Origin of the sequence: Psychroserpens damuponensis (assembly GCF_000826655.1) — a bacterium.
GTDB lineage: Bacteria > Bacteroidota > Bacteroidia > Flavobacteriales > Flavobacteriaceae > Psychroserpens > Psychroserpens damuponensis.
Genome location: NZ_JXJO01000017.1, coordinates 183908 through 206280 on the forward strand (window position 1 = coordinate 183908; position 22373 = coordinate 206280).

Consider the following 22373-nt stretch of genomic DNA (forward strand, 5'->3'; position numbering starts at 1 on the left):
TTTAGAGATTAATATTAAAGAGGGCGCATCTTTCGACGGTTACGCCCTCTTTCATTTTGTTTAGTTATCGCCTTTGCTTCCTAGTAAAAGGATTTCATCGGCTACTACTTCTGTTACATATCGTTGTTCGTTATCATCAGTTGTATAGCTTCGAGTTTTAAGCTTTCCAGATATACCAACTTCTTTTCCTTTAACAACATACTTTTCTACAATTTCAGCAGTCTTGCCCCAAGCAACAACAGTATGCCAATTTGTATCTGTTTGCTTTTCGCCTTTACTGTCTTTGTAATACTCATTTGTGGCTAGTGAAAAACGGGCTACTTTCTTTCCGCTTTCAAGGTTCGTAATTGTTGGTTCTTGTCCAACGTTTCCAATTAACTGTACGTGATTTTTAATAGTACTCATAATAAAATATTTAAGTGATTTATATTTCCCCTATTGATTTAAAACAGATTAAATTTTAAGGGGTGTTTGTTCTTTTCTTTCGTGCACCGCACAATAGATAGAGTGGGTTTTGTCAAGACTTTTAGAGAATAAATCAGGTGTGTTTGCGACGTAGAAAAATCCTTGGATTTTCAAGGAAGTAGAAACCTTATTTTTCACTAAAACTCGTACAGTCTTGACAAGTTCCATAAGGGCATTAGCAATTCTTTTAAACGCAGTTGCGTTTGAGCGTACCGACAGTTAAGCGAAATAAGTGGCAGTGATTAAATTAGAAGTGGTTATGTCGTGCCTGTTTTTCGACGACCCGAAAAATAATAAAGGCTTTATCTATTATAAACCCCTTAAAATGTGTAAGGCAGCGCTTTGGTTTTTAGGAATTTTCGAGGAAGCACTCAAGAAGGGCTTACCGAAAATTCTGTTAAGAAAATCGAAGTGATGGCTTTCCGATGATAAAGCGGACTTAATTCACAATTTTGGCTCTGGAATGAAGTGTTCCTTACCAGAGTATCGGGAAGGGTTAACGCAATGGAAAGCTGAAATTGGGGATTGTGTCCAAGACCTTTGTAATGAAGCTCTTTTCACGGAATGTAGTGTTTCCTGTTTTTTCAACAGGAAGCGTGGAATGTAGGGGAATGTGCTGAGTGGTTATTGAAAATTATTTTTATTAGTTAGAGCTCGGACTAGTCAAACCTATCCTTATAGATGCAAAGTATATCTTCGATTTCTGCGTTAGTTAAATTTTCATTCTGAAATGGTTTTGGTAAATCAGTTTTATTAATAAACTTTACTTTTAATCGCTTACCAAACAATTTTTCTGCTCCTTTTTTTGTCCCAGCGTGTAAATAAATATGTTCAGGAAAAAGTTTGATTTTCGCTCCTATTCTTTGAGCTGTATCATAACAAGTAAGTGGACCAATGCCACTAATTTTACAATTTTCAACAATGATTAACAGTTCATCAAAAGAATTTGCTCTCTGAATTTCGGGTTTCTTATCAACTAAGTTAGCTGCAAATTTTTCAAGATTAAGTTTTTTTTCGTCTTTTTTGATGGTTGTTCCTTTTTCCCAAATGATTTTCGGCTAACGCAGCATAAACTATTGCATCTTCTAATTTTTCTTGATTTACACAATGTTCAATCCAAGTATCTGGTTGTTCTTGTCTCAATTTTTTATAATGCTTAATTATGTTTCTAATCTTATTAGGGTTCATTTTAAAAGTATAATTGATTTAGCTTTAAAGTTTCAAATTAGGTTGTGCGTTTATTATGATTGAAAGCCTATTGAATAAACCTTAAGCTAGACATATTCTCTGAATCGAATCGCATAATGTATTCGTCTTCCCCTATGTAATTGTTAAGAATTCTTTCAGAAAATCCACAACCTCCAGAATTTTTTGCTTTTTTTAAAACACTAACAAGTGGATAAAATGTATGCACATAATTTCCAGGCTTATAAAATTCATCTTCAAATTTGAGGCTTTCTTCTGTATCGCATATTATTAATACACCTTTACCTTGACTGAATCTTTTTACACATTCCAATCGACCTGTAAAACTTGATATCTTATTTTTTTTACTAACTCTTCCACACGACCTAAATAAAATGGGCCTTACGGTTGGTAAGTAGTTCTTTAAAACAATATCCCATACATCATAGAAAGCTTTTCTTTTTTCTTCAGGTCCAGTAAGAATCCAATTAGAAATAAATACTCTCGTTTCGTAAGATATATCTGCGTCATCCTTTAGTATCTCAATAAGGTTTTGAGCTATTTCGTCTTTTTGATTTTTGGATAGTCTGTATTGAAAATTGCTACTCATATTCGGACTTCCATTTCCAGTTACACTTAGGTGCAAATAATTCAGGTTTATAATAGATGTCGCTTATTAGGTTTAGAAACTTATTACTTTTTAAAAGCCCACCACAATGTTCGGGTTCTGTAGCAATAGTGATTCCTTTTAACCTTTCAAAAATCCATTTTATTAAAGGGTTGTCTATATCTAGCATTTTCCGAATTTCATCATCTGATAGATAGGTAAATTCAAAAGAACCATCGCTTAACCCATTTTTTACCGAAAAAAAGTCTAAGTCTATATCGAAAAAAACAGAGGTTTCTGAAGATTTTAAAAGTGCATTTTGCAAACCTTCATAAGTATTAAATTTTTTGATGATGTGCTTATTTCCGTATTTATCAGTTAGTTCTTCATCTTCCCAAGTATCTCGACCCATTTCTTGTCTGCAATGCACATAAATATTCCCTATTAAATTTAAATAAGCTGCACTTAGAATATGCCCATCGTTATTGCCAGCTAGTTTTGCCCAGGAAAATATAGAAACATCTCCATTGCTTGTTAAGTCTAAATTGTCAAGCCATTCCATTTCCGTCACACACGGATAGCATAAATCTTGGTGCCAATCTAAAGAAACTAGACACGGTGGATTTGAACCTTCATTTTTGCGCATCCATTTATTCCAATAAAAGAATGCGTAACGATGCTCCTGAAACAATGCAAGTTCAATAGCTTCGGTTGCATTTACTGGGTGCGATAGTATTTGTCGCAAAACACCTGGTGGCTCTATGTGATATGGATTTCTAAATTCTATCATCTTGGATTTAGCCATTCTTCTTTTTTTAATAGTTATAATAATTCCACAGCCTTATACCAATAATAAAATATAGACTTATCGGGTTGTCGTTTTAATCTGTTTAAATATGCCCAATCAGGATTTGTTATTGCCAATTTACTTATGTCCTGGTCATTAAAATATTCTATTTCAACAACTTCATCTTGTAGAAGAATAGCATTTAAGTAGGCTACTCTGGCCGAAGCTGCCAATGCTTCTTCAATCCTGAAATTTCCTGTCATTAAAAATGCACTACCAAAGCTACGTATGCCGGAACTTAAATCTGTAAACTTCTTTTTCGCTTCTGTTGTTGTGTTGCGTTCTCGCCTTGAGATAATGGCACAAGTGTCTATAGAATCCCAAAGCACATCGGTTGCAGTAAGTTCCTTTTTATTAAATTCTTCATCAGAACTTCGGTACGAAAGTTCTGCTTTTGCGAAAGCAGAAAAACTTTCCTTAACGACTGCTACATCCGTAATATTTTCAAACAGTTTCCCAATATCGAACATCTGCTTGCAAATTTCCATAGCAAACAATTGGTCTTCTTTGTAGTATGGAATCCCAATAGTCTCTGGTGCAAAAGCGGTTAATTTATCCCCACAAATTGAGTTAATCGATGGTGTTGCAACTATTGTTGCTGTGCCATCAACAGAAAGCCACGGTGAGTCAATGGAAGATTCTATAAGTTCTGGATAATGTGGGCTATCAAAGAGGATATCTAGCAGTATTGTTCCTGTAACGTTTGGGTTGTACACCGAATCAAACTCAAACGTATAATGTGCTTTTGGCACACCTTCCTTATAGCTTCTACGCTCGTTAAGTATGTGTGTTTTGAAATGTGAATTCTCGACAACTTTATCTAAAGTTTCTTCTAATTCTTTACGCTTAATGCTAGAAATAATATCAATATCAATTGAAAATCGGTTACCTTCTTTCAGCAAAAGCACAAGCGATGTTCCACCTTTAAATACAAAGTCAAGTCCTGCAATTTTAAGATGTTCCAACAGCGATAATGCCTGTACCATTTTTTCAAGGATGGTTACATTAATCCCTCTATGTTCTCTTTTTGCACGGAAGCTATCCAGCCATTCCCTAGTAAAACTTTTGTTATTAATCATATTGAATGTCTTCTAAGAAATTTGGAATGTGTCTGCTTATAAATTGTTTTATTTCCTGTTCTTTTTTACGTCGTTTAGCGTAGCTAAATAGTTTTGTAAAATTGATATTATACCTGTCTATAATATTTTGGTAGATGTTTATCATTTCTGAGCCTTGATAAAAATGATATAGGTTTTCATCTGCGAACAAATCCACCATTATCTTTTCAAGGGTTGCAATAGGTATAATTGCTTTTTTATTTCTCACTTTTTGAATAGGCGCTCTTGTTACCAGTCGTTTTATAACTACTGGTACGTTGCTTTCTGAAATGTAGAATTCTATTTCTTTATCGTCTGGATTTAGGAAAAAATCCATACGCAAGTTATCATTTAGGTAATAATAGAGTGAGTCTGTAAACTCTTTCTCTACTTCTACCACGATGATTTGATTGTTTACTTGGTGTTGGGAAAATTCGTTTAGCCATTGGGTTTCCCAAATGGCATATTTTATATCCTCAAAACGTTCGTTGGTTTTACGAACAATTTTAAATATGTTATCAGTCAGTACCGCTTTGTATTTGGGCTTATACGATATAACGTATAGACCTCGTCCAATGGTTTTTATAATATCCTTCTTCTTTAGGTCGTAAATACGCCAGCTAAAAGTGCTCTCTTTTAGGTCTGACTCAAAATCGAGGTAGAAGTCATACAGCTCTTCCCTATTAAAAGAACTGCGGTCTTTGAAGGCTTCAATAAGTCTATTTTCTATAATTTTTGGCATATTAATAAATCAAAACTTTGCCAAAAGTACAAAAAAGTGGCGAATATTTGAAATCAAATAATTGCCACTATATAGGTTAAGTGGTAAAAATTGGAAAAATCCAGTTTAAGGTACTGGATAAACCTTTTTGATTTTAAGCCATTTCATAGACTTCATCAAACAGCTTTTTATCTAACCGCTCTTGTTGACCAAAGCTCTTTTTTAGTGTATTATGCAATACTGCATTAAAGGCATTGTAACCTAGCCAAAGGTTCGGTTCTTCGTTGAGCAACAATGCTTCGTAATTTAGAATCTCAATTACTTCACGAGACTTTTTTGAAGCGTCGCTGTTTTTATCACTACACTCGTATCTAAAGAGTTTTGTTTTATCCAAAATGGCTTTCACAAACTCTTGAGTATCGATGATTTTAAAGTCCTTCATCTTATCAAATTTCTTGGTAATGGTGTAGAACTCGTTGTCTAAAAACTTATCAAACAGATTATTTAGTCGCGGCATAATAAGATGTGTATTGTTCTTACTGTGTTTGATGGAAAATTCAATTTCCGCCTGAGAAACGTGTAACCCATTAGAACATACTTTTCTGTAAAATCCAAAGTGGCCAGAAGTTTTTTCACTTCCGTCATACGAGTTTTTAAACCGAAGCATCGGCAGTATTAAATCCTCTTTATTCTTTACTGAGAATTGACTTTTATCATCAATAATAAAGTCTGTTATAAAAGACCTGTCATTTTTATTGATGGTACGTTTATGAAAGTTCAATTGGGCATCTGTTAGCATTTCCTCAGCCTTTTTAAAGAATAATTGATTAGGAATATGGCCATAACTGTTAGATACCACATTAACAATTTTACCATTAGAAATGATGACGTTTTCAAGTCCTCGTCGCGATTCCATCTGTGTCAAAGTTTTTAAGGATTTCATTTCTGATGGAACAAAGATTTCATCCTGTTGCAAATTTTGTAAATACATAGCTTTTGAATTTAGATTAAACATTTTGTAATAGCAGAGAATAGTATATCGGATGCTTCTCTCTGTAGTAAGCCAAATGACTTTCTGAACCTTCGATGTCGTAATTTTCGCAGCTCGATTGATAATGCTCTTTTGCTTCTTTTAATGGAATTTTCGATTTTCCGGATACTCGTTTCATAATGTTGAAATTTTAGTTAAACAATATTTGAGCAGAACCCAAACGGAAGCTAAAATCTCAGCTCAAAAGGAAACGGAATAAATAAGTAGTGGATGAAGCATTGGCTTTATGCCGTAGTCTTTTGATGGGTGTATTTTACGAGTTTATCTTTGCGCTACTATTGATTGATACTTTTTAACTATATCCTACCGCTGACAGTATTAGAATAAAAAAGAAGAAGAGCCAGCACGAATGCCAACCCTTCTTCAAAACAACAAAAGCTACTCGTTGAGTTCTGTTACTTTCTTTTCTAGAGCTGTAATTCGCTCTTTCAAACGTTCTTCACGCTTATTTCTTTTTTCTGCATATACTTCCTCAATGCCTACAATTTTAGATTTGTAATGGCCTTGCATCGCATTATAGAATGAAATGTTCGTTAGATTATTCACATGGTTACTTTCACCAAGGTGAACTTGCTTAGTAAGCATATAGCGTATCAACTTATGAAAATTTTCCTTTTTGAAATTATTTTTGAAATTCTGAACAATCTCAATCCTCGTCATCTTGGATGTATCACCCAAAAATTCTGAAAAGTACTTCTGCTGACTCATATAATCCACATTGTTCTCAAAAAGCGATAATGAGAAAGCGACCATTTCATCTACCGAAAGTGCTTTCTTGGTGTCAATGTATTTGGTCTCTCGTATCATTGAAACAACTTCCTCAAACTGCTTGTTGTTTTCTATTTGCTTCTTACGAATTTCTCTCTCATTAACCTTTACAATTTGTTCTTCAGGTGTACAATCAGCCATTTTTCTATTAGTCAATGGTGCTGAATGTGTTACCGAACTATTCTTAGATTTTTCAATAACCTTAACAAACACTTCTTTGTGTATATATGATTTTGGATGGAACGCGATACCTTTTACAAATCCATTTTCTTCAGCTGAATTATACTTTTCAAATTCTTCTTTGTAAGTATCGACAGCTTCATTTAACTCTACTTTTTGTTCCTCTTCGGTGTAATCGTAATTACGATACTCTTCCTTAATTAATTCTAAATTTGGTTCAATAGGCTTTTCAATGATTTCAACATCATCTAGAAGATATACTTTCAATCCATTTTTTTCCAGTTGAGAAATGATTAACTGATTACTGTCTTCATCTGCCCAATACTTTCGTATTTCAGGAATCAATAAAATGTTATTCTTCTTTGATTCCTTTATCAGGTTTAAAAACGATTTGTTTTTCTTAGTTTCAAAACAAGCAGATTTGGTACAAACCATTTTACCTTCCCCAAACAAATTGCCTTGATTTGCAGCATTTAACGGACACTCTACACACGACCCAACCTTTGGAATTAACTTCTTATCGGCAACATCAAAAGATACTTTTTCTAAATCATAGGTCTGATTATCAATCATTCTATTTATCTGATGTGCATTAAAATCTTCGCCCATCGTTTCTAACATCATTTGCTGTTCTTCTGGTGTAAAAAGTGCGACACCTACACCCAATGAAATGGTCATTTCGCCATTACGAACAAAGTGCTTAAAACCCTCAATCAATCCTGCCAACTTTAGACGTTGTCTTATGAAATTATCTGTTCTGCCTAATCGTTTAGCGATTTCAGTTGGCGCATACTTTTCACTTAAGTAAGCAATAGCCTCAGCTTCTTCTGTTGGCTCTACATCTTGTCTTTGTAGATTTTCTATGATTTGCACTTCAAAAACCTCGTTATTCTTGTATGTTCTTTCTATACAAGGTATCGTTTTCTTCCCAGCTAATTTGCTTGCACGATAACGACGTTCGCCCATTACTATGATGTATTCTTTTCCAGATTTCCTTACCGTAATCGGTTGTAACACACCGTGTTTTTTGATACTTTCTGAAAGCTGTTGTAGAAGCGTTTCATTAAAAGTTTTCCTTGGTTGCATTGGGTCGGGAATAACCTTCTCAATGGACAGATTCTGAATTTGAAGTACTGGTGTTTTCTTACCATTTACTTCTGTTTTGGCAGCTACTCTTGTTCGACTGCGTTTTCTTGTGGTACTTGCTTTTGTTGTCATAATACTCAAATTTTTGATTAAACAATATTTGAGCAGAAATCAAACGGAAGCTAAAATCTTAGCTCAAAAGGAAACGGAATAAATGGGCAAAGGAAAAAGCGTTGGCTTTATGCCGTAGTCTTTTGATGGAAGCATTTTACGAGTTTAAATTGCGGTTATATTGTATGATAATAAACTCCCCTTACTAAGAATTAAGGTCGTGATTTAGCGAAATCTATTAATTTGTCAATGAATTCATAGATATTAAATTGAAAGAATAGCATTTGATATTAATGCAAATGTTGTCTTAAAAATACTGAAATGTTGTACCTATGTTGTACCTATACAAAAAAACCTCTCATTTCTGAGAGGTTTTATGACTACAAATTTGTAGTTGAAAAAGTGCGGGCGGGGAGACTCGAACTCCCACACCTCGCGGCACCAGATCCTAAGTCTGGCGTGTCTACCAATTCCACCACGCCCGCTTTTTCAATATTTTAAGAACTTTTATTTGGTTAAATCCTAAGTCTAGCGTGTCTACCAATTCCACCACGCCTGCAATTATCCCGAAACGGGATGCAAATATAAAAAATACTTTCTATATTCAATTAACTTTATTTAAGAAAAATATACTCTTTGATTTTGTATTTTTGAAATAAACCAAAAACACATAAATTATGCAACAAATTCAATCCTATATTGAAGCACATAAAGATAGATTTCTATCAGAACTTATTGATCTTCTTAAAATCCCATCAGTGAGTGCTGATCCAGCATTTAAAGACAACGTATTCAAAACGTCTGAAGTGATTAAAGATAGCCTTTTAGAAGCTGGTTGCGACCATGTAGAAATTTGTGAAACAGAAGGTTTCCCTATTGTTTATGGCGAAAAAATAATTGATAAAAATTTACCTACCATTCTCGTGTATGGTCATTATGATGTACAACCCGCAGATCCTATTGAGTTATGGGACTCTCCTCCTTATGAACCTGTAATTAAAACAACCAAAACACATCCTGAAGGTGCTATTTTTGCTCGTGGTGCTTGTGATGATAAAGGTCAAATGTACATGCATGTTAAAGCCATGGAATTTATGACCAAAACCAATCAATTACCTTGTAATGTTAAGTTTATGATTGAAGGCGAAGAGGAAGTTGGGAGTGTTAATCTTTCAAAATTTGTTAAAGCCAATCAAGAAAAGCTAAAGAATGATGTTATTTTAATTTCAGATACTGGAATGATTGCGCCAGATGTACCTTCTATAACAACAGGACTTCGTGGTTTGAGCTATGTAGAAGTTGAAGTAACTGGACCTAATCGTGATCTACATTCTGGTTTGTACGGTGGAGCTGTAGCTAACCCAATTAATGTACTCACAAAAATGATTGCATCATTACATGATGAGAACAATCATATTACAATTCCTGGATTTTACGATAGGGTTGAAAACCTATCTGATGCCGAACGTGCAGAAATGGCTAAAGCACCATTTTCATTAGAAGCGTATAAACAATCTATAGATATAGATGCCGTTTATGGTGAAAAAGGATATTCTACTAACGAACGAAATTCTATCAGACCAACTTTAGACGTTAACGGAATTTGGGGTGGCTATATTGGTGAAGGCGCAAAAACGGTCATTCCAAGTCAAGCATTTGCTAAAATATCAATGCGTTTAGTGCCAAATCAAGATTGGGAAGAAATAACTGAGTTATTTAAGGTTCATTTTGAAAACATTGCTCCTGCTGGTGTAAAAGTAAAAGTTAATCCGCATCATGGCGGACAAGGATATGTTACTCCAATAGACAGTATTGGCTACCAAGCAGCAAGTAAAGCCTATACAGATACGTTTGGCAAAACACCAATACCGCAACGAAGTGGAGGAAGTATTCCTATTGTTTCTCTATTTGAGCAAGAATTAAAAAGCAAAACAATACTCATGGGATTTGGCTTAGATAGTGATGCCATACACTCACCTAATGAACATTTTGGAGTTTGGAATTATTTTAAAGGCATTGAAACTATTCCTTTATTTTACAAATATTTTACCGAGTTAAGTAAATAATTACATCATAAAAAAGCCACCAACTTATATATTAAATTGGTGGCTTTCTTCTTTTACTTCGGAAATGTTATTCCTTAACAATTTTAAAAGTACCCGATTTCTTGTCTGTTTTTACTTTCAAGAAATAAATGCCTTGAGATATATCTTTTATATTCAATTTTGAGCTTTCGGTTATTGTTTTGCTGAGCACTAATTTCCCTGAAACATCATACAAATTTAATTGAGTGGATGTTTCCGAAGCTAATTCTACAGTAATAAAATTTTGTGCTGGTATTGGGTAAACTTTGACCTCATTAGTAGCAAAAGACTCGAGACCTAGCGTATCAAACAAAAGGCAACTACTTCGTTCTACACAAGTACCAGAAGTGATCTCTACAGCATAATTACCGTTAGATGTTGGTGAAAACGACTGATTTGTAGCTCCAGTTATAGCTGTATCTGTATCACAATTATACCATTGATAATTTGCAGAATTTTGGTTAGACGTCAATATTGTCATGTTTTGAGTCACCGTATTATCAACAGCAACTAAACTACCTTTAGTGACCATATAACCAGTTACTAATTTCACCATTTCAGTAAGATATGCTACATCTAACGTGGCAAAACGATCTTGAGCACTGTGGTAAAATGGTGTTTCATCATTAGTTTCCCAAGATTCACCAACTAACACTGCAGAGTATCCTACGTTCCAAAAACTAGCGTGATCACTAGCTGTAGTTCCTGGATTAACCTCTATCACATTTAAATCAAAAGTATAAGTGTTTAAAACAGATAAAATATCATTTTTCATAGCAACAGAATTTCCAATATTTCTATAATCTATATCAAACTCATTATCACCAGGTTGGCCAACAGCATCACCATCATAGCCAATCATATCCATATTTAAAACCCCTAAAATATTATCTCCATTACTATTGGCTTGGTTGGCATAAAATTGAGAACCTCGAAGGCCAATTTCTTCTTCATCCCACAGCGCATAAACTATAGTATTGTCTAGACATTGTGTAGATAATAATCTTGCAACCTCTAAAACGGCTGCTGTACCAGAGGCATTGTCATCTGCACAAAAATCTGCAACGGTATCATAATGTGCACAAACAATATAGATATCATTAGGGTTTGTTTTACCAATTTGAGTGGCAATGATATTTCTACCAGTAGTATTAAATGGTTGGCTAGTCACAACAATATTATCTAACGCTTCTAAACGTTCTATCAAATAATCACCAGCGAGATCATTAGTATCATGCTCCCTATTTAAAATAGTTACCGTATTACCATCAACTACTGTGGATTGTTCTCCAGAAAACTCATTAATTGTAAGTGTTAATTTATCCACATCAACGAGATTAATTATATCTTGAATATTTTGTGAAAATGAAGAATATGTACATAATAAAATGAACACTATTGAGGCATATAACGGTTTCATTGTGGGCAATTTTTCTTTTAATAATACATCAAATATAGTGTATTTGAATGATTTCCTTTTAATTGGATTTTGATAAGTCATATTTTTACTCTACATTTGTAGAGTTAATTCTAAACATGTAGAGCTATGCAATTATCCAATTCCGAAGAACAACTCATGCAATATCTCTGGAAAAGAGAGAAAGCGTTTATGAAAGATTTACTTCTCGCTTATCCAGATCCAAAACCCGCAACAACTACTGTTGCTACGCTTTTAAAACGCATGATTGACAAAGGTTTTGTTGCCTATAATCTCTACGGAAAATCGCGTGAATATTACCCTTTGGTAAAGAAAAAAGACTATTTCTCTAAGCACGTAAATACATTAATAAAGACCTTTTTTAATGATAGTGCGTCACAATTTGCTTCCTTTTTTACTAAAGAAACAGATTTAACTAAAGAAGAACTAGAAGACTTAAAAGCTTTAATTGATAAAGAAATTCAAAACAAACCGAAGTAGCTTATTTCTATAAAAAGGAAGAGTCTTTAAAGCGTAATTAAAAAACAATAAAAATCAACTAATTAAATAGTTATGATCATCTATCTTTTAAAATTTAGTGCTTGCCTTGCTATTTTCATGGTGTTATACAAACTTATATTAGAAAAATCTAGTATACATCAATTTAAGCGATTTTATTTATTAGGCGCCTTAGTTTTTGCTCTTATAATACCAACAATAACATTTATTGAATACGTAGAACCCGTAAATGTTGAAGGATTTGCAACTTATGTTGTGACAGATTTTGATATGACCGAAACTACACCAGAAATTATTGAAGTTGATTATACACCAATTATTTTATGGTCAATCTATGGATTAGGCGTTTTAATTTTTCTACTGAAATTTTGTTTCAATCTAAATAATATTATTTCTAGAATTAGGAGTAATCCTAAATTAAAATCGGGAAGTTTCATAAATGTCTTGGTTTCAAATTTAAAAATTCCACATACATTTTTTAACTATATATTTTTTAACAAACATAAGTTTGAGCTAGGAGATATACCGAAAGAAGTACTCATACATGAGCAAACCCACGCCAAGCAAAAGCACAGTATCGATGTCCTTTTATTAGAATTGTTACAAATCATATTTTGGTTTAATCCATTAATCTATTTACTAAAACGCGAGGTCAAACTTAATCACGAATATCTTGCAGATCAAGCTGTTTTAAACAAGGGGATTAAACCATCAACATATAAAACTATTTTACTCGCATTCTCATCAAATGCACAACATCAAGAGTTGGCAAATGCCATTAATTATTCATCAATCAAAAAACGATTTACAGTCATGAACACACACACATCAAAAACATCTATTTGGCTACGAAGCCTATTAATTTTACCAGTATTAGCTACGTTATTATACAGCTTTACTGAGAGAAAACAGATTGAAAAAGAAGTGATTGATCCTGGAATTATTGAGTTATACCTTAATAAAAAAGGCGAACTTTTACTTGAGAACGACGTTATAACTTTTGAAGATATAAAGGTATTATATCAAGAGGACCCTAAATTACAAATATCAATAAAGATTTTTCCAGATGCAAAGCCAAACATTGCTAAAAATATTACTTCTAAATTGAAAAATATAGGTATAAAAAAAATGACGGTTTGCACAAGTAGAGCTGCAGAATTTGAAAATTATGGTCAAGAAAAAGCAACAGACAAAGAGATATCAGCATATAACGCTTGGGCAAAAAAATTAAAAGAAAAATTTAAAAATCTTCCTGAAAGTGAAAAAATTGAAGGCTACCCTGTAATACTTAATGATGTGGAGTTTAGATATTTTAATTCTATTTATGATAAAATGTCTAACGACCAACGAAAAGTTGCTGAATCTATTCCTGAAGCTATTTTAGAAGCACCAGAATTACCATTGAGAGCTCAAGACAAAGCAACTCCAGAGCAAATAGAAGAGTACAATCAACTAGCAAAAAAATATAATGAGAAGCCATTAGAACAACGCATTATAAAGCTTAAAGACTATGAACGCTTAAAGTATTTATATAAACTAATGAGTGATTCACAAAAGAAGTCTGCTCAACCGTTACCTAAGTTTCCTCCACCTCCTCCTCCTGCTCCATCAAAAACCGTTTATAAACATAAATACACATGGATTCTACTAAACAGCAAAGGGCAGTTTTTCGTCAACGATGAGTTGGGTTCTTTAGATACTATTGAAAAAGAGATTCAAAAAATTGCTAAAACCAAATCAAAAGAAATCGTTTTTAAGTATGATAAAAACGCTCAAAAAGAGCTAGTAGATAAGGTTAATGGATTAATAGAAACCTATGGATTAAAAAATATTTATGATACATTGCCACCTCCACCACCACCTCCAACTGCTCCTGTAAAAAAAGGCAATGGTCCAAATGGGAGTGATTATTATCCAATTCCACCAGCAATCCCAGAAAATGCTTCACCAGAGCAACGCAAAAAAATGCAAGCTGCAATTGATGATTTTGAAAAAACATACAAGCGAAAAGTACACCAAATAAAGTCTGATAGTGGAGTAACCTACAATATGATTGTTGACGATCAAGAGTATGGTCCTAGTAAACAAAATGATAACCATGTAAAAACAGGATTCATAAAAATTCATGGCACTCCACATTATTTTGTAACTATTAATGACTTCACTAAATATTACAACAAACAAGGGTTTGAAGTCAATAAACAAGGAACCAAAATAAGTAAAAGCCAAGTCAATGCTTCAAATGTAGTTCCTGGTCAATACATTACTAAAGTTTATTCAGATAGTAAATTAGTGGCTCAATTTTACGACAACAAACCAAACACCATATCTAATACCATAGATATCCCATCACCTCCTAAACCCATATCATCTTTAGATTTTATAATTGATTTGGCTAAAAAGAATGCCGTATTCTTTTATGAAAAAGAACAAATAACTTCAGATAAAGCTATTGAACTCATTAAAAATAATAAAGAATTAAATATTCAAGCTACAAAAACCGAAAGCAAACAACCAAAAGTATTTATTTCAAAAGAACCTATCAGTTTTAATCGAGGAAAAAGTGAAACACCAGTAATGGTAAACGGTAAGACTCCAAAAGACGATCTAATCAACTTATCAAAAAAAGAACTTTTAAATCTTGAGTTAACACTCAAAAATTCAGATGTTGTAAGGTTTAAATTTAAAACAAGAGGCAAACCGTCTTGTAGCGTCACTGGAAATAAACTAAACCGCGTTTCAAAAAGTTTAGCTAAACAAGCAAAGGAAGGAACTCAAATACAACTTTATGATATTAAAGATAGTGATGGACATACACATCCTCCAATTATTATTACAATAACAAATAAACTTATTGGTGTAATGGGCAAAAAAAATTAACCACGACCAAATAATTAAACAATTAGACCTCTCATGTGCTCATCACTTGAGAGGTTTTTATGTTAAAAAATGTAACAAAACACGTGATTTAGCGTTCTAATAGTCAATCAATCAAAAATCAACACTAATCATGTTAAAAAAATTCTTCATTATCTGCTCTGGAGCAGATACAGATATTCTAGACAATTGCGCCATTGGCGAACAAAACAAATTCGCAGGCATTGGAGCCACTGTTTTTTTTACTGCCATCATGGCTTTTATAGCCTGTAGCTACGCGCTTTTCACTGTGTTTGACAATGTATTTGCAGCCATTGGATTTGGTTTTATTTGGGGATTATTAATCTTTAATTTAGACCGATTTATTGTCTCTACTATTAAAAAACGAAATAATATAATTGATGAAATCCTTCAAGCATCACCACGTTTAATGCTAGCAATCATCATAGCTATTGTGATTTCAAAACCATTAGAACTCAAAATTTTTGAAAAGGAAATCAATCAAGTGCTATTAGAGCAAAAAAATGATTTAACACTCGCTAATCAAAATCAAATAGCTGCACAATTTACACCAAATGTGGATGCGTTATCTTCGGAAATTTTAAAGCTTCAATCACAAATTGCTACTAAAGAGACCCAAGTCAATACACTTTATGATATCTATATTTCGGAAGCTGAAGGTACTGCCGGAACAAATCTACTAGGCAAAGGACCAGTATATCAAGAAAAACGCGATAAACACGATGCTGCTTTGGCAGAATTAGGTCAATTAAAAATTGATAATAATGCTAAAATTAGCGCGATTGAAAATCAAATTAATCAGCTACACTCTAATTATGACGATCAAGTAGCGTCAACACAACCTATAATTGATGGGTTTGATGGTTTAATGGCTCGCGTCAACGCCTTAGGAGAACTACCATTTTTACCATCACTATTTATTTTATTATTGTTTTTAGCCATCGAAACTTCTCCAATATTTGCAAAACTAATGTCTCCTAAAGGTGAATATGACTATAAATTGGAAGATGCCGAAACTGCTGTAAAAACTTGGGTAGAACAAAAAGTAAGTGAACGTAAAGTATTGCTAAAAACTGATCAAACACTTAATAACAGAATCTATACTGACATTGCCAAAGAAGATGAACTCTATACTTATAAACGCAATAAAGCTCGAGAATTAATGCAATTACAAGCTGATGCTTTTTTTAAGCATCAAAAAAACGCACTATAATTATTATTTTCTGCAAGGTTCATAAAACTTTGTAGGTATTATGCTATGTTTAAACTAGTTTTAAAAACTAAATTTAGTTGTTATGAAATACACATACATGCTCTTGATTTTACTATTCGTTTCTTGTCAAACAGAAATTAAAGAGGTTGACGTATCAAAACCTTCCGAAGAAAACATAGAAGATGCTATCAAAGGAATTAAAAACGTCATGGCTTCACAAGAAATCGCTTGGAATAATCATGATTTAGAAGGATTCATGAATGGCTATTGGCAGGATGATAATCTAAAATTTTATGGTAGCAACGGACTTACAAAAGGTTGGAAAAACACATTAGCCAACTATAAAAAAGGATATCCTACAACAGCTGAAAGCGGCACACTAAAATTTGTAATCAATGATATTTCTAAAATTGAAAACGAAGCGTATTGGGTCATGGGAGAATATCATCTCACACGACCAGTTGGTAATGCCAATGGTGTGTTCATGATTATCTTTAAAAATATTGATGGACAATGGAAAATCGTTGCAGATATGTCCTGCTAACTTTTCTAATTATGCAGCTTCTTCAGTTTTAAAATGATTAAATAAACTATTTTGACCAAGGCCAACAATAGATAAACGTTTCTTTTTACCTAAAGCCTCGTTGTGTAACTGTGCAATAGCACTTACTCCATAACGGTCAATACTCGTTAAATTTTCAATACTTACAGTAATAGCATTTGTGCTTTCAAATACATTTTTAAAATGCTTTTTAAACACATGAATGTTGTTGCGATCTAAAGCTCCTTTAACATTAAAAAAGTTGTTTGCAAAAGTAATTTCTAGGTTCATGATAATATGATTTAGGTTAATATTTAATAACTATGGCTTGCTATTAATCAATATCATTATTCGTGCCAATTATTAATTAATTGTAATCACCAATATTGTAAATATCATAAATAATTAAGGGTTATCAATACATTTCCGTTTAAATGTATAATTGGTTGGTTTTACATTATAAATAGACTTTTTTATTCGACAAAATACACGTTTTCGAAACCGTATCATGCTCATTTAGATGCCTTACCAACCTTTTTCACATTGTTTTTCTTTTAAATACCAGCATTATTATTTAACAATAGTTACTTTTACCTTCAATTACTGTTCATTTTAAAAAGGAAAAGCCATTATGAAACCAACTCGTATATTTTACACGCTATTATTAATAATATCCATTGTAAGCTGTAAATCTACACAAGAAGTTGTTGCTACAAAACCCTTACCAACAACAGACATTTCTAATTTTGAAAAATTAAAATCTATAGCACATGTATCTAGTGTTGCAAAAACAAAACCCACAAGTCATTTTAATGAGAATTATGAAATTTGGTTTGAACAACCTGTTGATTATAACGACGCCTCTAAAGGCACATTTAAACAACGTGTTTTTTTAGGATTTGAAAATGCAAGCTTACCGGTAATTGTAGAGCTTAGAGGCTACGGAATTGGATCTGATCGTGCTGGAGAACTTGCTGCACATTATAAGGCCAATCAATTAACTATAGAACATCGCTATTTCAATAATTCTCGCCCAGAACAAATTGACTGGAACACTTTAACCATTGAAAATGCTGCAAAAGACCAAACCACAATAATAAATGCCATAAGAGAGGCCATGTATCCTGATGCTAAATTTATAACCACAGGAATTTCAAAAGGCTGCCAAACAACAATGGCTCATCGTCGTTTTTTTCCTAATAATGTAGATGCAAGCGTGTGTTATGTTGGACCTTTAAATTACCAACGTGAAGACCCTAGAGTATATCAGTTTTTAAAAAATGTATCAACACAAGCAAACAGAGATAAAGTAGAGGCTTTTCAAAAATTGTGTTTTAAAAACAGAGACACCTTATTACAAATGATGACCATTGAAGGCACTAACAAGAACATGACCTGGGAATTTGGTGTTGAAAAGGCTATAGATTATACAATTTTAGAATATGCCTTTGCATTTTGGCAATGGGGAATTCCTGTCACTAATATTCCTTCGGTAGATGCTTCTGTAGAGACGATTTACAAACACCTTATTGATGTTGTTGGTTATGGCTTTTTTGAGGAAAAAGCAGTTGATGATTTGCAACCTTATTTTTGGGCTGCATTAACACAACAAGGTATTTACGGTTATGAAACTGCGCCATTTAAAACGTATCTAAACACAGATTCTATTTACAAATTTGATTGGGCTTTCCCTGAAGGTATTACAAAGGATTATGATCGCACTGCCATGGAAGGTATTAAATCTTATTTAGATATTTCCGCAGAAAAAATACTATTTATTTATGGAGAATACGACGCTTGGAGTGCTACTGCTGTTGAATTAACTGATACAGCAAAACATAGAGAACTCTACAAATTTGTAAAACCAAAAGGCGATCACCGAACTCGAATTAATAGCTTCTCTTTAGAAAACCAAAAATCTATTTACAATATTATTGATGGCTGGATTGCAAATTAAGTCGTTGAAATTTTTAGGTAATGTGCTTCTAAATCTACAGGTTTAAATATTATAGTTTTTGATACTGGATAGGTTTTAAGAAGATGTTTTGGACGTATTGGTCTATGTGTAAAATCACCTCCACAATTTGGGCATATATCTTTTAATAGGGTGACACAATCTTTACAGTACGTACACTCAAAAGTGCAAATCATAGCCTCTTTAGAATTGTAAGGCAAGAGTTTGTTGCAATGCTCGCAAGTTGGCCTGATGTCTAACACAAGCCTATAGTTTTTTAACGTAATCTGTTATAATAACTGTTAATGTTGGTCCTACTTTACCTTCAATATACTTATCATTTTCATGATCTAAACGTATGTTTCTAACAGCTGTACCTTGTTTAGCAACTTGGCTCGATCCTTTAATTTTAAGATCTTTAATTAAAACCACATTATCTCCTGATGCTAAAACAACACCATTAACATCTCTATGAATAATTTTATTGGCTTCATCTTCATGCTCTCCAGTTGCACGTGCTAATGCGAGTGCCTCATCATCTAAATACATCATGTCTAGTAAATCTTGTGGCCAACCTTCATTACGAAGTCTTTGCAACATTCTCCAAGCCATAATTTGTACTGCGACGTGCTCACTCCACATACTCTCGTTTAAACATCTCCAATGGTTAGGATCCATTTCTGTATTGCCTTCTATTTGGTCTAAACATGTGCTACATACTAAAATATCGTTAGCAACATTCTCATTTAAAGATGGTGGAATGGTATACTGTTTTAAATTTTTTTCTGCGGAACAGAGTTCGCAAGTAGTGTTACTTCTGTCTTGTAATGTTTGGAGTACGCTCATTTGAATATTTGTTTGGGCAACAAATATATGAATTGTCTATTGGGAATAGTTCAAAATTAGAATTAAGACGCTTTCAATTTGCAAGTTTTAGAATTTCCGTCGATAAAAACCTCTAATAGTTTAGCATTATCAGCATTAAAAACAACATTTTTAGTTATCGCAGGAAGCAAAATAGTTTCTCCCATTGTTAAAGTTTCGGTCACACCACCTGCAGTGATGTTTGCAGTACCTTCTACACACATGACTATTAAAAATGAATCTAATGATGTATAGTTTTTAGTGTAAGTATTTTTTAAGCTTAAAATATTAGTTGTGAAATAGTCACAATCAACTAGGTTGGCACTTAAATTAGTCTCTAATGTATAATCTGCTTTACCGTTAGATGGAAAATGTTTTGTTGCCTTTTGAGCTAATTGGGTATGTAGTTCTCTTTTTTGACCTTTATCATCTTTACGATCCCAATCATAAACACGATATGTTATATCTGATGTTTGCTGTATTTCGGCTGCCAAAACTCCTGCTCCAATAGCGTGAATTTTACCTGCTGGTATAAAATAACTATCACCTTTTTTAACCGTCTCTCTGTTAAATACGGTTTCAACGTTACTAGAAGTTATATGATTTAATACGTCTGGCTTAGTTGTTTTATCTTTTAAGCCTAAAACAATATTAGCATCTTGATCACTATCCATAATGTACCACATTTCTGTTTTACCAAACGAATTGTGATGTGACTTAGCCATGTCATTATCTGGATGTACTTGAACAGATAGATCTGTTTTAGCATCTAAAAACTTAATTAACAATGGAAAGTTATGTCCAAACTGTTCAAAATTAGACTGACCCATAAATTGAGATTCATATCGTTCAATGAGTTCTTTTAGGTTAGAGCCTTTATAGCGTCCGTTACTTACTTGAGAAACATTTCCTTTTACATCTGAAATCTCCCAGCTCTCACCGACATTGCTGCTTACAGTATTCTTTGCTAATAAGTCGCCTAATTTATTACCACCCCAAATTTTTTCTTTTAATATTGGATTGAATTTTATTGGATATACTTTCATTTTTCTGTGGTTTATAATTTACTTTGATAATGAAAATTTTCAACGTGTCTTTCTTGTTCGAGTATGGCTAAGTAATCAACTACAGAAAACAATTTTTGAAACAGAGTTTTTCTTTTATGCTGATTAACATTTTGCTCTTTATCATATTTGATAATGGTCTCTTGGTGGTCACCAATTGTTTTCATTACTTGGCTTAAATCTTCGCTTTGCTTATTAAATACATTTGAATTTATATAACCAATATGCTGTAATTTAAAATGATTGAACATATATCTAGCGCCAGATTTGACTGCTGAAATATCAGATTTGAATTTTTTGATATTTACAATTGACACATTATCACATAGATCTTTAATGTCTTCTAAAAGTAAATATGTATTGTCTTTACTATCATTATTTACGAAACAGAATTGGATGCTTTTAAGCTCATGACAATAATTAATTAATTGATTAGTATTGATGTCATTTTCGTAATTATGAAAAACAATTATAATTCCGGTTTTCATTTGTTTTACACGACTTTAAATACTGGATCTACTTTAGCATTTTTATTTTTTTTCCCTCTGTATACCCAAGCAATTTGAGCTAATTGAAACACAATTTTCACTGAGTCTTTCATAGAAAGTTTAGAACCATCAGCATGAATCCATCTTTTTAAAGGTTGTTCACAAAGTAATGATTTTGCTTTTTTTAAGCCGAAATGAATACTCATTCTTTTAAAAATTTCGACATCAAAGATCCATTGGGTTACAAACTTTTCACCAAAAGCTATTTTTATCACATCTTTATGAAAGATTTTAGCACCACATTGCGTGTCTTTAAAATCCATTTTTAAAATCTTTCTAATAATAAAGTTAATTGTTAAACTTATTATTTTTCGTGCTGACTCTTTAGTGATATCAGCACCCATTCTAGAGATTCTAGAACCACTTACAATTTTAAAATCTGACGTTTCAATAGTTTTAACCAAATCATCAAAATCTGCTAAGTCTGTTGATAAATCTGCATCTAAAAACCCTATATAATCTAGATCTTCTTTTTTAGCCATGTGCAACATTCCTAAACGCACAGCTTCTGCTTTTCCTCCATTTTTCTCACAATCGTAAACTGTGATAAAATCTTCGCGTCCTTTTTTAAGGTTATGAAGCACTTCTAAGGTTCTATCTTTACTACCATCGTTTACAAAACACAAGTGGTATCCCGAATTCTTATCTATATAATTTAAAAACTCATCACTTAACAAACGTTCTTCCTCATTATAACAAGGTATAACAACACCAACGCAACGTTCTTGGATCATCACTTCACTTTTAGCGAAAGAGTTTTGTGTTTCTGGAGCTCCAATTAAACGTTTTACACGAGCACTAATTTCGTTTAAACTTAGTGGCTTTTTCATGTAATCATTAATACCTAATTCAAATCCCTCTGTAATTATATCATCTTGAGTATTTCCTGACAATACCATAATTGATATTTCTCTCTTTTGTACTCTTCTAATATGCTTAACGATATCTAAACCAGAAAAAATTGGCATATTCACATCTACAATAACTAAATCTGGGTCATATGAATGATATAGTTCTATGCCTTTTACAGCATCTGTTTCTATTTTCACTTCATACCCTAATTCTACCAAACGCTTTTGTAAAGGAAGTAAAACTAATTGTTGGTCATCTATAGCTAAAATTTTCATATTAAGTAGGTTTATGTTTTAATTAC

At 32.9% G+C, this 22373-nt stretch carries 21 protein-coding genes and 1 tRNA gene; 6 read left to right on the forward strand and 16 right to left on the reverse strand.

Features of this window, described 5'->3' with window-relative positions; all coding sequences use genetic code 11:
* Positions 1–60 precede the first annotated feature (60 nt).
* The 9 genes from TD29_RS09585 to TD29_RS09630 all read right to left on the reverse strand — a co-directional run bounded on the left by TD29_RS09585 (position 61) and on the right by TD29_RS09630 (position 8603).
* Positions 61–405, reverse strand: a complete 345-nt coding sequence (locus TD29_RS09585; RefSeq protein WP_040280333.1) for a single-stranded DNA-binding protein — start codon at positions 403–405, stop codon at positions 61–63.
* A gap of 1062 nt (positions 406–1467) precedes the next feature.
* Positions 1468–1653 carry a hypothetical protein gene (locus TD29_RS09595; RefSeq protein ID WP_040280335.1) on the reverse strand — a complete coding sequence of 62 codons (186 nt, stop codon included), beginning with the start codon at positions 1651–1653 and terminating at the stop codon, positions 1468–1470.
* Positions 1654–1720: 67 nt separating this feature from the next.
* Complete coding sequence (locus tag TD29_RS09600) at positions 1721–2260, reverse strand: adenine nucleotide alpha hydrolase family protein (RefSeq protein WP_206539798.1); 540 nt, start codon at positions 2258–2260, stop codon at positions 1721–1723.
* Entirely contained in the window at positions 2253–3062 is an 810-nt protein-coding gene (locus TD29_RS09605; RefSeq protein WP_040280337.1) for a hypothetical protein, read from the reverse strand. Before TD29_RS09605 ends, TD29_RS09600 begins: the two co-directional genes overlap by 8 nt.
* A 17-nt stretch (positions 3063–3079) precedes the next feature.
* Positions 3080–4090, reverse strand: a complete 1011-nt coding sequence (locus tag TD29_RS09610; RefSeq protein ID WP_241485267.1) for a nucleotidyl transferase AbiEii/AbiGii toxin family protein — start codon at positions 4088–4090, stop codon at positions 3080–3082.
* Between the two features lie 85 nt (positions 4091–4175).
* Positions 4176–4943, reverse strand: a complete 768-nt coding sequence (locus TD29_RS09615) for a DUF6577 family protein (RefSeq protein WP_040280339.1) — start codon at positions 4941–4943, stop codon at positions 4176–4178.
* A gap of 133 nt (positions 4944–5076) precedes the next feature.
* Positions 5077–5913: a DUF932 domain-containing protein gene (locus TD29_RS09620; RefSeq protein WP_040280707.1), complete on the reverse strand. Its 837-nt coding sequence runs from the start codon at positions 5911–5913 to the stop codon at positions 5077–5079.
* A gap of 438 nt (positions 5914–6351) precedes the next feature.
* Positions 6352–8139, reverse strand: coding sequence for a ParB/RepB/Spo0J family partition protein (locus tag TD29_RS09625; RefSeq protein WP_040280340.1), 1788 nt, complete (start codon positions 8137–8139; stop codon positions 6352–6354).
* Positions 8140–8521: 382 nt separating this feature from the next.
* Positions 8522–8603, reverse strand: a tRNA-Leu gene (locus TD29_RS09630).
* A gap of 192 nt (positions 8604–8795) precedes the next feature.
* On the opposite strand from TD29_RS09630, the gene TD29_RS09635 reads away from it, so the two are divergent.
* Complete coding sequence (locus TD29_RS09635) at positions 8796–10184, forward strand: dipeptidase (RefSeq protein WP_040280341.1); 1389 nt, start codon at positions 8796–8798, stop codon at positions 10182–10184.
* Between the two features lie 67 nt (positions 10185–10251).
* Here TD29_RS09635 and TD29_RS09640 read toward each other — a convergent pair whose 3' ends face one another.
* Positions 10252–11703, reverse strand: coding sequence for a M28 family peptidase (locus tag TD29_RS09640; RefSeq protein WP_040280342.1), 1452 nt, complete (start codon positions 11701–11703; stop codon positions 10252–10254).
* A gap of 45 nt (positions 11704–11748) precedes the next feature.
* Between TD29_RS09640 and TD29_RS09645 the strand changes: the two genes are divergently transcribed.
* The 4 genes from TD29_RS09645 to TD29_RS09660 all read left to right on the forward strand — a co-directional run bounded on the left by TD29_RS09645 (position 11749) and on the right by TD29_RS09660 (position 16793).
* Complete coding sequence (locus tag TD29_RS09645; protein WP_040280343.1) at positions 11749–12120, forward strand: BlaI/MecI/CopY family transcriptional regulator; 372 nt, start codon at positions 11749–11751, stop codon at positions 12118–12120.
* A 72-nt stretch (positions 12121–12192) separates the two neighbouring features.
* Positions 12193–15018: a M56 family metallopeptidase gene (locus tag TD29_RS17915; RefSeq protein WP_084203435.1), complete on the forward strand. Its 2826-nt coding sequence runs from the start codon at positions 12193–12195 to the stop codon at positions 15016–15018.
* Positions 15019–15148: 130 nt separating this feature from the next.
* Complete coding sequence (locus TD29_RS09655) at positions 15149–16249, forward strand: DUF4407 domain-containing protein (protein ID WP_040280344.1); 1101 nt, start codon at positions 15149–15151, stop codon at positions 16247–16249.
* Between the two features lie 82 nt (positions 16250–16331).
* Positions 16332–16793, forward strand: a complete 462-nt coding sequence (locus tag TD29_RS09660) for a YybH family protein (RefSeq protein WP_040280346.1) — start codon at positions 16332–16334, stop codon at positions 16791–16793.
* A 9-nt stretch (positions 16794–16802) separates the two neighbouring features.
* Here the strand turns inward: TD29_RS09660 and TD29_RS09665 are convergent, their stop codons facing one another.
* Positions 16803–17081, reverse strand: coding sequence for an STAS domain-containing protein (locus tag TD29_RS09665; RefSeq protein ID WP_040280348.1), 279 nt, complete (start codon positions 17079–17081; stop codon positions 16803–16805).
* Positions 17082–17421: 340 nt separating this feature from the next.
* Between TD29_RS09665 and TD29_RS09670 the strand changes: the two genes are divergently transcribed.
* Positions 17422–18747, forward strand: a complete 1326-nt coding sequence (locus TD29_RS09670) for a S28 family serine protease (RefSeq protein ID WP_040280349.1) — start codon at positions 17422–17424, stop codon at positions 18745–18747.
* Here TD29_RS09670 and TD29_RS18220 read toward each other — a convergent pair.
* The 5 genes from TD29_RS18220 to TD29_RS09690 all read right to left on the reverse strand — a co-directional run bounded on the left by TD29_RS18220 (position 18744) and on the right by TD29_RS09690 (position 22347).
* Positions 18744–19007 (reverse strand): DUF1272 domain-containing protein, encoded by a 264-nt coding sequence (locus tag TD29_RS18220; RefSeq protein WP_084203436.1) that lies wholly within the window; start codon positions 19005–19007, stop codon positions 18744–18746. The genes TD29_RS09670 and TD29_RS18220 overlap by 4 nt on opposite strands.
* A gap of 4 nt (positions 19008–19011) precedes the next feature.
* Positions 19012–19590: a PhnA domain-containing protein gene (locus tag TD29_RS09675; protein WP_040280350.1), complete on the reverse strand. Its 579-nt coding sequence runs from the start codon at positions 19588–19590 to the stop codon at positions 19012–19014.
* A 62-nt stretch (positions 19591–19652) separates the two neighbouring features.
* The gene (locus tag TD29_RS09680; RefSeq protein ID WP_052467067.1) at positions 19653–20654 is read right to left on the reverse strand and encodes a type I phosphomannose isomerase catalytic subunit; all 1002 of its coding nucleotides are present in this window, start codon (positions 20652–20654) and stop codon (positions 19653–19655) included.
* 11 nt (positions 20655–20665) lie between these two features.
* A complete protein-coding gene (locus tag TD29_RS09685) occupies positions 20666–21160 on the reverse strand; it encodes a hypothetical protein (RefSeq protein WP_040280351.1) in 495 nt (164 codons plus the stop codon).
* A gap of 5 nt (positions 21161–21165) precedes the next feature.
* The gene (locus tag TD29_RS09690) at positions 21166–22347 is read right to left on the reverse strand and encodes a response regulator (protein ID WP_040280352.1); all 1182 of its coding nucleotides are present in this window, start codon (positions 22345–22347) and stop codon (positions 21166–21168) included.
* Positions 22348–22373 lie beyond the last annotated feature (26 nt).